This window comes from Amycolatopsis thermalba, from assembly GCF_023376025.1.
Classification (GTDB): Bacteria; Actinomycetota; Actinomycetes; order Mycobacteriales; family Pseudonocardiaceae; genus Amycolatopsis_E; species Amycolatopsis_E thermalba.
In genome coordinates, this window is the sequence record NZ_CP091196.1 from 3,926,825 (window position 1) to 3,938,913 (window position 12,089).

The 12,089-nt window shown below is 74.6% G+C and carries 12 protein-coding genes; 6 read left to right on the forward strand and 6 right to left on the reverse strand.

What is annotated here, in order from left to right:
* Positions 1-50: 50 nt before the first annotated feature.
* The 4 genes from L1857_RS18900 (at position 51) to L1857_RS18915 (ending at position 3,832) form a co-directional block, all read left to right on the forward strand.
* Positions 51-1,409, forward strand: coding sequence for a hypothetical protein (locus tag L1857_RS18900; RefSeq protein WP_249465782.1), 1,359 nt, complete (start codon positions 51-53; stop codon positions 1,407-1,409).
* 223 nt (positions 1,410-1,632) lie between these two features.
* On the forward strand, positions 1,633-1,941 hold the full coding sequence (locus tag L1857_RS18905; protein ID WP_233157259.1) for a hypothetical protein: 309 nt from the start codon (positions 1,633-1,635) through the stop codon (positions 1,939-1,941).
* Complete coding sequence (locus L1857_RS18910) at positions 1,938-3,203, forward strand: nucleotide sugar dehydrogenase (RefSeq protein WP_249465784.1); 1,266 nt, start codon at positions 1,938-1,940, stop codon at positions 3,201-3,203. The genes L1857_RS18905 and L1857_RS18910 overlap by 4 nt, the downstream gene beginning before the upstream one ends.
* A 104-nt stretch (positions 3,204-3,307) precedes the next feature.
* Positions 3,308-3,832, forward strand: a complete 525-nt coding sequence (locus tag L1857_RS18915; RefSeq protein WP_094005489.1) for an EF-hand domain-containing protein — start codon at positions 3,308-3,310, stop codon at positions 3,830-3,832.
* A gap of 42 nt (positions 3,833-3,874) precedes the next feature.
* Here L1857_RS18915 and L1857_RS18920 read toward each other — a convergent pair whose 3' ends face one another.
* From L1857_RS18920 to L1857_RS18945, 6 genes are read right to left on the reverse strand one after another with little or no spacing between them, the layout of a single operon-like run.
* Positions 3,875-4,297, reverse strand: coding sequence for a DUF6917 domain-containing protein (locus L1857_RS18920; RefSeq protein WP_094005490.1), 423 nt, complete (start codon positions 4,295-4,297; stop codon positions 3,875-3,877).
* Positions 4,294-5,205 (reverse strand): Gfo/Idh/MocA family protein, encoded by a 912-nt coding sequence (locus tag L1857_RS18925; protein WP_116111688.1) that lies wholly within the window; start codon positions 5,203-5,205, stop codon positions 4,294-4,296. The genes L1857_RS18920 and L1857_RS18925 overlap by 4 nt, the downstream gene beginning before the upstream one ends.
* Positions 5,205-6,278: an Ldh family oxidoreductase gene (locus L1857_RS18930; protein ID WP_205413317.1), complete on the reverse strand. Its 1,074-nt coding sequence runs from the start codon at positions 6,276-6,278 to the stop codon at positions 5,205-5,207. The genes L1857_RS18925 and L1857_RS18930 overlap by 1 nt, the downstream gene beginning before the upstream one ends.
* Positions 6,275-7,558: a M20/M25/M40 family metallo-hydrolase gene (locus L1857_RS18935; protein WP_249465789.1), complete on the reverse strand. Its 1,284-nt coding sequence runs from the start codon at positions 7,556-7,558 to the stop codon at positions 6,275-6,277. Before L1857_RS18935 ends, L1857_RS18930 begins: the two co-directional genes overlap by 4 nt.
* On the reverse strand, positions 7,555-8,445 hold the full coding sequence (locus tag L1857_RS18940) for a sugar phosphate isomerase/epimerase family protein (protein ID WP_249465792.1): 891 nt from the start codon (positions 8,443-8,445) through the stop codon (positions 7,555-7,557). The genes L1857_RS18935 and L1857_RS18940 overlap by 4 nt, the downstream gene beginning before the upstream one ends.
* Positions 8,408-9,487 carry a Gfo/Idh/MocA family oxidoreductase gene (locus L1857_RS18945; protein WP_162831135.1) on the reverse strand — a complete coding sequence of 360 codons (1,080 nt, stop codon included), beginning with the start codon at positions 9,485-9,487 and terminating at the stop codon, positions 8,408-8,410. The genes L1857_RS18940 and L1857_RS18945 overlap by 38 nt, the downstream gene beginning before the upstream one ends.
* Positions 9,488-9,731: 244 nt before the next feature.
* Here L1857_RS18945 and L1857_RS18950 point away from each other — a divergent pair, with 244 nt between their 5' ends.
* Both L1857_RS18950 and L1857_RS18955 read left to right on the forward strand, forming a co-directional pair.
* Positions 9,732-10,925 carry a DegT/DnrJ/EryC1/StrS family aminotransferase gene (locus L1857_RS18950; protein WP_116111690.1) on the forward strand — a complete coding sequence of 398 codons (1,194 nt, stop codon included), beginning with the start codon at positions 9,732-9,734 and terminating at the stop codon, positions 10,923-10,925.
* On the forward strand, positions 10,922-12,067 hold the full coding sequence (locus tag L1857_RS18955) for a DegT/DnrJ/EryC1/StrS family aminotransferase (protein ID WP_116111711.1): 1,146 nt from the start codon (positions 10,922-10,924) through the stop codon (positions 12,065-12,067). Before L1857_RS18950 ends, L1857_RS18955 begins: the two co-directional genes overlap by 4 nt.
* Positions 12,068-12,089 lie beyond the last annotated feature (22 nt).

Genomic DNA, 12,089 nt, shown 5'->3' on the forward strand with positions numbered 1-12,089 from the left:
GAAGGTTCCCCGAAAGAGCCGGTCGGACGGCTTCGCGGAGGGTGTGGAATATGAAATGTCGTTTCCTCGGGGTCGTGGCGCTCCTGCTGTGGGTCACGCTGCCGCCGGTGGCCCACGCCGCGCCGGCGGCCCCCTGGGCCGTGGTGTTCGACCAGCAGGTGGCCGGTGATTTCGTCACGGTGGGTAACACCGTCACCGTCTGCCCGCCGGATGCCGGCGCCGTCCTGTGCCGGGTCGCCGAAGGCGGGGCCGCCGTGGGGCCGCCCGGTCAGAACGACCGGTACCGGATGGTCTGGGCCGACGTCGACGGGCGGCCCGAGACGTACAACTCGTCGACCGCGCGGGTGCCGCTCCCGGCCGGGGCGCGGGTGCGCCACGCGGAGCTGACCTGGGCCGGCGTCCTGGGCGACGGCGCCGGGCCGTGCGCCCGCGGCACCCGCCCGCCGGGCAGCCCGCAGACCCAGCCGGTGACGCTGGCCGCCGCGGGCGCGGTGACGGTGCTGCGGCCCGGCCGGTTCACGATCCGCCGGGACGGGCCCCGGCCCGGCCTGGACCGCTGGTACAGCGCGCACGCCGACGTCACCGGCGCGCTGCGCGACCGGCCCGGCCCGCTCGACGTCACGCTCGGCAACATCTGGACCCCGCAGGGCGCCGGGTGCTTCGGCGGCTGGTCGCTGGTCGTGGTGTGGGAGGCGCCATCGGCGCCCCCGCGGCACGTCACGGTCTACCACGGCCATGACCGCATCCGGCCGCACCGCGGCGACTGCGTGCGGCTGCGGGAGGCCGATCCCGGCGCGCCGGTCATGCTCGGGATCACCGCCTTCGAAGGCGATCTCGGCCTCACCGGCGACGCGATCCTGTCCGGTGGCCGGGTGCTGCGGCCCCGGCCACCGGCCACGACGGCCAACGCGTTCGTCTCCGCCGCCGCGGGCGCCGTGAACCCGCGGCACCGCTCCAACATGGCGGTGGACGCCCAGGACCTGCCGGCCCATCCCGGCCCGGACGGCGAACCGCTGCGGCTCGGCCTGGTCACCCGGCACGACGACTTCCTGGTGGCGACCCTGGCGTTGTCCAGCGCAGGCGTGGCGACCGGCACGTCGGCGGCCGTGGCGCCGGCGCCCGCCCCGCTGGTCACCCCGGCCCCGCCGCCACCACCCCCGCCCGCGCCGCCGGAGGTGGCACCGGCAGCACCACCGGCACCACCGGCACCACCGCCGAGCGTGCCCGGCCCCCAGGCGGCGCCCGCCCCGCCGCCGCCCCGTCAGCCCGCGGTGGTGGCCACGCGGCGGGACAACACCGGTCCCCTCGCGGCACCGGCCCGCACCGCGGCGGTGATCGCGGTGCTGGGGGTGCTGGTCATGACCGTCACCGTCGGGGCGCTCTCCGGCGCGGTGCGGCCCCGGGGTTAGTCACACAGCGTGATCGACGGTGCGGGGTGGCGTGCCGCCCGGACCGCGCGCTCCCACCACCGGGAAAAGGCGATGGCGGTCGGTGAGTGACCGCGAGTGCCGCGGACCCGGTCGAACTGATCTGCTCACTCGTCCAGTGCCGACCCCCGGTCCGCGTCTTACGCCGCAGAAATTCGCTGGATACGCTCCACGGCGAAGGTTCCGCAATGGGAAAGGACAATTCATGCGTCGCATTGTCATGGCTGCCGCGGCAGTGGCGCTGGCTATTCCGGCGGTCATTTCCGGGGCCGGGACCGCGGCCGCGGCGACCGGCCGGGTCGTCGTTTTCGAAACCGAATTCCAGCAGCTCACCGTTTACGAGGACCCGAGCGGCTGTCACAAGCTGCCAGTGGCCTCGCACGTGCTGGTCAACCTGACCGACGCGACGGTGCGGACCTACGGTGATCCGCTGTGCCTGACGCCGAGCCTGATCGTGCAACCCGGATTCGGCACCCACGTGGCCCCGTTGACCGGTAGCTTCTCGGTCGAATGAGCCGGCGCGTGGACCTCGCCGTCGTCGGCGTCGGGTACACCGGCCTGCCGTTGCTGTGGCAGGCGCACACCGCGGGCCTGTCCACGGCCGGGTTCGACACCGACCCCGCCGTGGTGGCCCGGCTCAACGCGGGCCGTTCGCACGTGCCCGACGTATCGGACGCCGCCGTGCGCGCCCTGCGCGCCGCGGGCTTCCGGGCCTCGGCCGACCCGCGGATCCTCGCCGACGCGGACGTGGTGGTGATCTGCGTGCCCACCGGGCTGGACGGCGACGGCGGCCCCGACCTCGGCGCCGTCCGGGCGGCGGCCGGGACCGTCGCCGCCCGGCTGCGCCCCGGGATGCTCGTGGTGCTCGAATCGACCACCCGCCCCGGGACCACCGAGGAACTCGTCCGGCCGGTGCTCGAGCAGCGGAGCGGGCTCGTCGCCGGCGAGGACTTCCACCTCGGGTACTCCCCGGAGCGGGTGGATCCGGGCAACCCGCGCTTCGGCATCGGCAACACCCCGAAGATCGTCAGCGGCTGCACCCCGTTGTGCGCCAAGCACTGCGCCACGTTCTACGGCCGGTTCGTCGACGAGGTGGTGGTGGCGAAGGGCACGCGCGAGGCGGAACTGGCCAAGCTGCTGGAGAACACCTACCGCTACGTCAACATCGCGCTCGTCAACGAGTTCGCGCGGTACTGCGCGGGCATCGGGGTCGACGTGTGGGACGTGATCCACTGCGCCGGCACCAAACCGTTCGGGTTCGCGTCCTTCACGCCGGGGCCGGGCGTCGGCGGTCACTGCATCCCGGTCGACCCGGTCTACCTGGCCGAGCGGGCGGCGGCCGACGGGTTCACCTTCGGCGTGCTGGCGGCGGCGCAGCGGGCCAACCGCATGATGCCCGGCTACGTCGCGGACCGCGCGCGGGCCATGCTCGCCGAGCGCGGGGTGCCGGTGCGCGGGGCGCGCGTGCTGCTGCTGGGCGTCGCCTACAAACCGGACGTGCCCGACACCCGGGAGTCACCCGCGGCGCCGCTGGTGCGGCGGTTGCGGGACCACGGTGCCGTCGTGAGCTACCACGACCCGCTGGTGCCCGCCTACGCGGTGGACGGCGTAGGCGTGCCGCGCGCCCGGGACCTGCCCGGGGCGCTCGCGGCCGCGGACCTCGCGGTGCTCCTGCAGGACCACCGCGCCTACCGGCCCGCCATGCTCGCCCGGCACGCCCGGCTGTTGCTGGACACCAGGGGAAAGGTGGCCGGCGAGCGGGTCCGGCGGCTCTGAGCCGCCCGGGCCGACCCACACTCCGTCCGGTGTGGACCGGACGAGCGGTCACCGGCGCCCCGCCGGTGGCTGTCGCGAAAAACCGAGGAAGGAAGTGCATCGACATGGGCGCACCCGTGGTGGACAACAGGCTCAAACAACGATTCGACAAGTGGGACGCCAACTCCGACGGCGTGCTCGACCGCTCCGACTTCGAGCAGGAGGCCGAGCGCATCGCCCGCGCGTTCGGTTCCTCGACCGGCACCGGCGCGGGAAAGGCGCTGGCGGAGTCGTTCCGGGGGCTGCACGACTACCTGGTGCAGCAGTCGGGCTCGCAGCAGATCACCGAGCAGCAGTTCATGCAGGCGACCGAGAAGCTGATCTTCCAGGAGGGCGAGTCCGGGTTCAACCGGTTGATGCGTCCGGTCGTGCAGGCGATCGTCGGCCTGTGCGACAAGAACGCCGACGGCAAGATCAGCCGCGAGGAGTTCGCGGTGTGGCTCACCGCCGTGGGAGTGCCGGATTCCCAGGCCAAATCGGCGTTCGACCGGATCGACGCCGACCACAGCGGCGAGCTGTCCGCCGACGAACTGCTCGGCGCCGTGCGCAAGTTCCACTTCGGTGAGCTGGACGTCGCTCTGCTGGGCTGAGCGGCCGCGGACGGTCCGGCCGGGACCCGCGTCCCGGCCGGATCACGTGCCCGCCTCGCCGGAGCCGAAGCGCACCGGCAGCTCCGGGCGCAGTCCCAGCTCGGTCCCGGTCAGCGGGCTGGGCACGTGGATGAGGATGTTGTAGTGGTTGGGGAAGTGGCAGGAGTCGAAGCCGAGCACCCGGCCCACCAGCCGCTCGCCGATCCACACCGGGTCGTCCCGGTCGATCACGCCGCCGCAGGTGAGTTCGGCGAAGCCGAGGAAACCGACGCGGTCGATCCGGCTGCCGGGGGCCGTTTCCGTGTGGTCGGTCGTCACCAGCTCGTGCACCTCACCCTCGCGGACGCACCGCGCGGTGTGGGGTTCCAGCGACATGCCACGCTCGTCCCGGCGGTGGCGCAGCACCTTCACCAGCCTGCCCTGCACTGTCCTCTTCGGACCGTTCTCGTCCCGTGGATCGGTCATGGTGCCTCCTGGTACCGGTTCGCGCGGTGGTAGGTCTGCTCGACGAGCTCGAGCGCGGCCAGCCCGCCGTCGTCGCGGGAGCCGCCCGCCACCGCCGCGGTGAACGCGCCGAGGACCCCGGCGTACTCGTGCCACAGCGACTCCTTGAACCCCGGGTGCCCGGCCAGCATGTCGGCGCGCCGCACCGTGCCGTCGCGCAGCCGGACTTCGACGTCCTTCACCTCGCCGGGGTAGGACCAGTCCAGCTCGACCACGGCGGGAACACCGTCCCGGCTGCGCAGCTCGACGCGCGCCGCGCGGTCGATCCCGCGCGCGTCCCGCCGGATGCCGGCGCCGGTGACGGTGACCTCGCCGAGCAGGAGCCGGACCAGGTCGAAGGCGTTGGGCCCGTTGTCGGCGACGCAGCCCCCGCCGCAGCGGCGCGGATCGAGGTACCAGCGGTCCGCGCCGACGTGGTCCTCGATCCGCTCCCAGTAGCGGACTGTCAGCCCCGCCGCGGCCGGGCCGCCGGACAGCCCGGCCCGCAGCGCCGTCACCGCCGAGTTGTAGCGCCGGTGGAACGCGGTGAACAGGGGGACCCCGGTGGCGCGCGCCGCCCGGTGCAGGTCGCGGCCGTCGGCGAGCCGGTGGGCGAGCGGTTTCTCCACGCACACCGCGACACCGGCGGCCAGCGCGTCCCGGCACACCGGCGCGTGGGTGTCGTTCGGCGTGGTCACGACGACACCGTCCAGCCCGGCCTCGCGCAGCATCGCCCGGTGGTCCCGGTAGGTGCCCACCACACCCGCGTGCGGTTCGAGCGCGGCGGCGCGCAGGTCGCACACCGCGGCGAGGGTCACGTCGGGCCGCCGGCGCGCCGCGGCGAGGTAGAACTTGGAGATCACGCCGAGGCCGACCACGCCCAGCCGCATCAGCCGGTCACCGCCACCCGGCCGAACCCGAGCGCGGCGAGCTCGTCGTACACGGGACCGGGCAGGGGGACCCCCTCGCGGCGGCGGCGCCGCGCCCGCTCCGCCTCCGGCCAGCCGGGGTAGCGCACCGGCGCCGACGGGTCGGCGGGCGGACAGGCCAGCAGGGCGCCGAACAGCGACCGCGCCGTCTCGCCGAACCCGGTGTGCAGGGGAGCGACCGCCATCAGCAGGAAGCCGATGTCGTCGTCGCGTCCGGAGGGCCGGCCATCGCCCCGCAGCGCGGCGGGACCGGGGCCGAGCCCGGCCCCGGACACCGCGGCGGCCAGCAGCTCGACCACCAGGCCCAGGCCGAATCCCTTGTAGACACCCAGCTCGGGGGTGCCGCCGAGCCAGCGCAGGTGCGCCTCGCCACGGTCGAAGGCGGCCGGGTCGGTGACCTCGCGCCCGGAGTCGTCGGCGAGCCAGCCGGCCGGGACGGGCTCACCGGCGGCCGCCGCGAGCCGCACCCGGCCGGTCGGCACCACCGTCGTGCTCATGTCGAGCAGGAACGGGTGGTCCTCGACCGCGGGCGCGGCCACGGCGAGCGGGTTGGTGCCGAGCATCGCCACCGCGCCGCCCGGTGGCCGGGCGATGCGCTGCCCGCCGCAGTTGCTCGCCACGACGCCGACCATGCCGCGCGAAGCGGCGCGCAACGCGGCGAAACCGGCGCAGCCGAGGTGCGTGCCGCCCCGGACCGACACCAGGCCGACGCCGTACCGCCGTGCCCGCACGACCGCGAGGTCCATCGCTTCCGCGGCCGACCACAGGCCCAGCGCGCGGCAGGCGTCCAGCAGGACGCACGGGCCGGTGTCCCGCACCGCGCGCGGCTCCGCGGCCGGGTCGGCCCGCCCGTCGCGCAGCAGGGGCAGGTACAGCCGGGCGAGGTTGAACACGCCGTGCGAGCCGGCCCCGGTCAGGTCGCCGTGGCACAGGGCGTCGGCGGCGAGCGCGGCTCGCCGAGGCGGCACGCCGTGCGCGGTGAACTGCCCGGTGACGAAGGTGCGCAGGGCGGGGTAGGGGACGGTCACGGTCACGGGGTGGTCTCCTCGTCGGCGAAGCAGGTCAGCAGGCGGGCGACGGCACCGGCGAACCCGGCCAGATCGGCCAGCTCGGCGTATTCGCCGTCGGCGTGGGCGTGGTTGGCGTCCAGCGAGCCGGCGCCGAGCACGACGGTCGCGGCGCCGGGAACCCCGTCCATCCAGATGGCGTCGCAGGTGAACGCCGGATCCGCGGCGGGCCAGGGGGCCAGCCCGGCGGCCCGGCACAGGGCGGCGACCGCGGTCTCGTCCTGCGCCAGGCAGGGCAGCCGGCGCTTGTGCCAGACCAGGGTCGTGATCGCGGCGGCGTCCACGGCGGTCCGGGCCAGCGCGGGCAGCGCGGCGAACCGCGACCGGAACTCCGCCAGCCCGCCACGCACGGCCCGCTCCACGGCGCCCTCCAGCCGCCGTCCCGTGTGGACGGACGGATAACCGATGTTGAGCAGCAGCCGGCCCGTCCCGTAGACCCGGTTGTGCTGGTCACCGGTGTGCAACCCGGCCACGCACACCGCCGCCCCTGGCTCGCCCGCGACCGCACCCGCCAGGTGCTGGGCGAGGAAACCCAGCAGGACGGTGGCGTTGTGCCCGGCACCCGGCCGGTCGTCGATCGCGTCCAGGCCGGCGACGCGCAGCTCCGCGGTCATCGACGCCGTCGCGCGGCACAGGTAACGGGACCCGGTCGGCTCGCAGAAGACGTTGAGCCGCCCCACGTACCCCGCCTCCACCAGCGGGCGCGTACCGAAACAGCCCAGGGCGCCGCCCTCTTCGCCGGACACGGCCTGGACGAGCACCGCGACGTCGCGGCCGATGCGCGGGTCGGCGGCGCGCGCCGCCCGGATCCCGGCCAGCACGGCCACGGCCTGTCCCTTGGCGTCCACCGCGCCGCGGCCGGTGACCCGGTGGCCGTCGAAGGTCACCGGCGGTGCGCCGGCGACGGTGTCGAAGTGCACGTTGAACATGACGGTCGCGGACCGGGGCAGCGCGGGACCGAGCCGCAGGACCAGGTTCGGCTGGGTGGCCAGGAACTCCGCCGGACGACCGCGGACGGCCCGCGGCACGTCGTCGCGCCGCAGCACGGCCGGATCGGCGCTGCCGTGGTGCAGCACCCGGAACCCGGACTCCCGTGCGACGGCCGCGTAGACCCGCTGCGCCTCCCACAGCATCGGCTGCTCACCGGGCGCCTCCAGCGGGCTCACCGTGGGCAGCCGCAGCAGGGTCAGCAGCAGTTCGGTGTCCCGCGCGGTGAGCGGCGGCGCGGTGCTCGGCGCCGCCGTCACCCCGCCACCGCCCGCCGGGCCGGCTCGTGGACCAGCGCGTCGAGGCGGCGTCCCGCCTCGACGAAGCGGGCCACGCCGTCCGCGCCGGCGACGACCCGCCCCGCGTGCGGGGCCACCGCCAGGTGCGGTTCCAGCGACACCGCGCCGCGGTAGCCGTGGTCCAGCAGCAGGCGCAGGCAGTCGGCGACCCGCGCGTCGCCGTCGCCGGGCAGCGTGAACCGCGGCCCCTCCGGGGTGGCGACGCCGTCCTTGACGTGCACGTGGGCGACGTGGGGCACCAGCTCGGCGAGCATCGACAGCCCGTCGTAGCCGTGGGCGACGCCGTTGCCCGTGTCGAACAGCAGCCGCAGCGCGGGGTTGCCGACCGCGGCCAGCAGGTCGAGCGCGCGCTCGGCCGACTGCCCGGCCCAGCCGGAACAGTTCTCGTGCAGCAGCACGAAGCCGGCCCCGGCCGCGCGGTCGGTGAGCTGGCGGACGCGGTCGACGACGGTGGCGCGCCAGCGGGTTTCCGGCAGCCCGTCGTTGGGGTAGGACATGATCCGGATGGCGCGCACGGCGAGGATCGCACCGTGCCCGATCAGGGTGTCGAGTTCGGCCAGGTCGGTGGCGAACCCGGTGCTGACCGGGCGGGCCCAGCCGCCGATACGCGAATCGAGGCACACGACGTGGATCCCGGCGCGGTCCAGCTCGTCCCGGATCGAGCGCACCCGGTGGGCGTCCAGGGCGGCGACCGGGATGCCGTCGACGGTGCGCAGCTCCAGCGCCGTCCAGCCGAGGCGGCGCACGGCCGCCACCTGCCCGGCGATGTCCGGGGCGGCCTCGTCGCCGATGCCCGCCAGGCGCACCGGTTCAGACGGCGGTGTCGTGGCCTGCTGCCGAAGTGGCACAGTGTGTCTCCGTTCTGGGCATCTCGATCCGGGGATCCGGCGGGGGACCGGGCACGCCGCAGCGTTCCTTGGCTTCGGTGAGGATCCGGACGATCTCCGCGTGACGGCCGAGGTCCGCGCCCTTGGGAGGGGCGCCCAGCCCGGCGAAGTACCGGTAGGCCGCGCCGAGAAAGGCGGTCAGCGCGTCGTCGCGGAACACCTCCTGGGAGCGCCCGGCGCGCCCGCGCACGGTCAGCCGCGCGTGGGAGTCCTCGGCGCTGACCGGGTAGTGGCCGGTGACCGTCGCGTCGTCGAACCGCAGCGTGATGCTGCGCTGGCGGATCGGCGCGGTGAGATCGGAGGCCAGGTGGGTGCGCACCCCGCTGTCGTGGCGCAGCACCAGCTCCGCCGAGCCGAGCCAGGGCAGGCGCCTGCCGTCGCAGCGCGCCGCGGTGCAGGAGGCGCCGGTGAGCGAGGCCGGGCCGGCCAGGGACAGGGCCAGGCCGAGCCCGTGGGGCACCTCGACGTCGAAGGCGGTGTCGCCCGCCCCGGCGCGCAGTGACCGCTCGAGCCGGGGTTTGTGCTGGCGCAGGGTGATGGCGCGCAGCGGGCCGTGGTCGCCGGAGCGGATCAGGCGAGCCAACCGCGCGGTGAGGCGGGCGCTGTGCCAGTGCGCGACGACGACGGCGTCCATCCCGTGCCGGAGCACCGTGCCGGCGATGTCGTCGGCGTGCGCGCGGTGGCAGGCGAGTGGTTTTTCCAGCACCACCTTGGTGAAACCGGCCCGGGCCAGCCGCCGCACGACCGCCGGCCGTTCCCGCGGGGGCACGCAGACGTGGACGACGGTCCGCCGCGGGTCCAGGAGTTCCCCCGCGGCGGCGATGGACGGCACGGCGAGCACATCGTCCGTGTGCCGCGGAGGCGTGGCGGGGTCGAACACCACGATCGGTGCCGTGCCCAGCACTTCCGCGGCCCGCGCGTCCGCGCGGAGTTTGCGGACCACCGGCAGGTGCAGACCGCCGCCCGCGCGGCCGAAACCGACCACGAACGTGTGCAGTGCCATGGTTTTCCTCGTCTCGGAGGGACTTTCGCCGACCGTGGGTCTCCCGGCTCGGGCCGTCCACTGTGGCCGGAAGCCGATGCTGCTGCACGACCGGAATCCCGTCAACCGCGCGCCGGTCCTGTGGCTACATAGGGTGAAATGAACGCGGCCTTCGGGTTCAGGTCCTTCCGGTGCCCCACCCGCTCGGCTACGGTCGCCTTCGTTGGCAGCAAACGTGATCCGCCTGCCCGAGGGGACTGGCCGAATGCCGCATTCCAGATACGCTGAGTTATCGAAGACCGCTGGTACTCGAATTCCGTTCTTCTCCCAGGCCGGCACTTTCGACCGGCTGTGGCCCCGGATCAACCACAACATCGAGGCGGTCTTCGACAACGGCAAGTTCTCCCACGGCGCGAGCGTGGCAGCGCTCGAACGCGAGCTCGCCGGCTACACCGGCGCGCCGCACGTGATCGGCGTCAACAGCGGGACCGACGCGCTGGTGCTGCTGCTGCGGGCGGCCGGGCTGCGCCCCGGCGACCGGGTCGCCGTGCCCGCGATGTCGTTCGTCGCGACCGCGTCGGCCGTCGTGCTGGCCGGCGGGCGGCTGGTGTTCACCGACGTCGACCCGCGGACCTACGCGATGACCGGCGAATCCCTGGCCGCCGTGGCGGACCGGGACGTGCGGTTCGCGATGCCGGTGCACCTGTTCTGCCAGATGGCCGACATGGCCGCGATCACCGCCGTCGCCGCCCGCCACGGGCTCACCGTCGTCGAGGACAGCGCCGAAGCCATCGGCATGCGGCAGGGCGGGGTGCACGCGGGACTGCACGGCGCGGGCGGTGTGCTGTCCTTCTTCCCGAGCAAGACGCTGGGAGCGCTGGGGGACGCCGGCGCGGTGCTCACCGCCGACCCGGAGATCGCGCGGCGGACCGCGGCGCTGCGGCACCACGGCCGCGGCGGGCAGACTCTCGGCCACTTCCCGGGCATCGCCAACACCACCGAACTCAGCGGCGTCAACAGCAAGATGGACGACATCCAGGCGGCGGTGCTGCTGGCGAAGCTCACCCGGCTGGAGGCCGACATCGACCGGCGCGCGGAACTCGCCGCGGCCTACGCCGAACGCCTGGCGCACGTGCCCGGAATCCGCTGTCCCGAGGTGGTCCGGGACGGGCCCGGCGACGAGTCCGTGTACTACGTCTACCTCGTCGAGGCGCAACGGCGCGACGAACTGGCCGCCTTCCTCGCCGCGCGGGGCATCGGCACCGAGACCTACTACCCGCGTCCGCTGCACCTGCAGCCGTGCTTCGCCGAGCTCGGGCACCGGGAAGGCGACTTCCCGCACGCGGAGGCGGCCTGCCGCCGGGCCCTGGCCCTGCCCCTGTACCCGGACCTGCGCGTGGAGCAGGTCGAGCAGGTGTGCGCGGCGATCGGCGAGTTCTACGAGGGGCGGTGCGCATGACCGGCTACCGGGTGCCGTTCTTCGCCCCCGACCTGTTCGAGGCCGATCGCGCCGTGCTGCTGCGGCTGGTGCGCGAGATCGGGATCGCGCCGGAGCAGCGGTTCATCCTCGGCGAGCACACCGCCCGGCTGGAACGGCTGCTGCGCGCGGAACTCGGCTGCGCCGACGTGATCGCGTGCGGCAGCGGCACCTCGGCCCTGACGCTGATCCTGCACGCGATGGACATCGGGCCCGGCGACGAGGTCGTGGTGCCCGCCTTCGGCTGCGCCCCGCTGGCCGAGACCGTGGTCAACCTCGGCGCGACACCGGTGTTCGCCGACATCCGGCCGCACACCATGGTCGTCGACCCGGACGAGGCCGGCCGGCTCGTCACGCACCGGACGAAGGCGATCGTGCCCGCGCACATGTTCTCCGTCATGGCCGACATGCCGCGCCTGCGGGAGGTCGCCCGGGCGCACGGTGTCCGGCTGATCGAGGACTCGGCGGTGGCCCAGGGCGGGGTGCTGGCCGGCCGGCCCGCGGGCACCTGGGGTGACGCCGGCCTGTTCTCGTTCGTCCAGGTGAAGACGTTCGGGATGCCGGGGGAGGGCGGCGTCGTCGTCACCGGTGATCCCGGGCTCGGCCGGACGGTGCGGATGCTGCGCAACCACGGCCAGGACGGCACGAACCGCTTCCTGCACCACCGCATCGGGTACAACAGCCGCTTCGACGAGATCCAGGCCGCGTTCCAGCTGCACCGCTTCCCGGGACTGGCCGCCCGCCTCGACCGGCGGGCCGAGATCGCCGCGTACTACACCGGACGCTTCACCCCACTGGCTGAGCGCGGTGTCGTGCCCCCGCCGCCCGGCCGCGAGGGGCGCTGCTACTACGTCTACTGCCTGCTCGCCGAACGGCGCGACGAGCTCGCCGCCCACCTCGGCGAGCAGGGCATCCAGACCCACGTCTACTACCGGCGGCCCCTGCCGCACCAGCCGCCGTTCGCGCCGTTCGCCCCGCCCGGGGCGCGCTGGCCGCACGCCGAGCACGCGTGCGACCGCATCCTCGCGCTGCCGATCCACCCGAACCTCACCGACGAGCAGGTCACCGGCGTCGCCGACGCCGTGTGCGAGTTCGCGATGCCCCGCGCGGCCGCCGCCCGCTGAGCCCGACCCCGAAAGCGAGAAC

What these genes read in the sequence shown, in the direction of transcription:
- L1857_RS18900 (WP_249465782.1), top strand. Translation starts at nt 51, where the DNA reads ATGAAATGTCGTTTCCTCGGGGTCGTGGCGCTCCTGCTGTGGGTCACG.
- L1857_RS18905 (WP_233157259.1), top strand. Translation starts at nt 1,633, where the DNA reads ATGCGTCGCATTGTCATGGCTGCCGCGGCAGTGGCGCTGGCTATTCCG.
- L1857_RS18910 (WP_249465784.1), top strand. Translation starts at nt 1,938, where the DNA reads ATGAGCCGGCGCGTGGACCTCGCCGTCGTCGGCGTCGGGTACACCGGC.
- L1857_RS18915 (WP_094005489.1), top strand. Translation starts at nt 3,308, where the DNA reads ATGGGCGCACCCGTGGTGGACAACAGGCTCAAACAACGATTCGACAAG.
- L1857_RS18920 (WP_094005490.1), bottom strand. Translation starts at nt 4,297, where the DNA reads ATGACCGATCCACGGGACGAGAACGGTCCGAAGAGGACAGTGCAGGGC.
- L1857_RS18925 (WP_116111688.1), bottom strand. Translation starts at nt 5,205, where the DNA reads ATGCGGCTGGGCGTGGTCGGCCTCGGCGTGATCTCCAAGTTCTACCTC.
- L1857_RS18945 (WP_162831135.1), bottom strand. Translation starts at nt 9,487, where the DNA reads ATGGCACTGCACACGTTCGTGGTCGGTTTCGGCCGCGCGGGCGGCGGT.
- L1857_RS18950 (WP_116111690.1), top strand. Translation starts at nt 9,732, where the DNA reads ATGCCGCATTCCAGATACGCTGAGTTATCGAAGACCGCTGGTACTCGA.
- L1857_RS18955 (WP_116111711.1), top strand. Translation starts at nt 10,922, where the DNA reads ATGACCGGCTACCGGGTGCCGTTCTTCGCCCCCGACCTGTTCGAGGCC.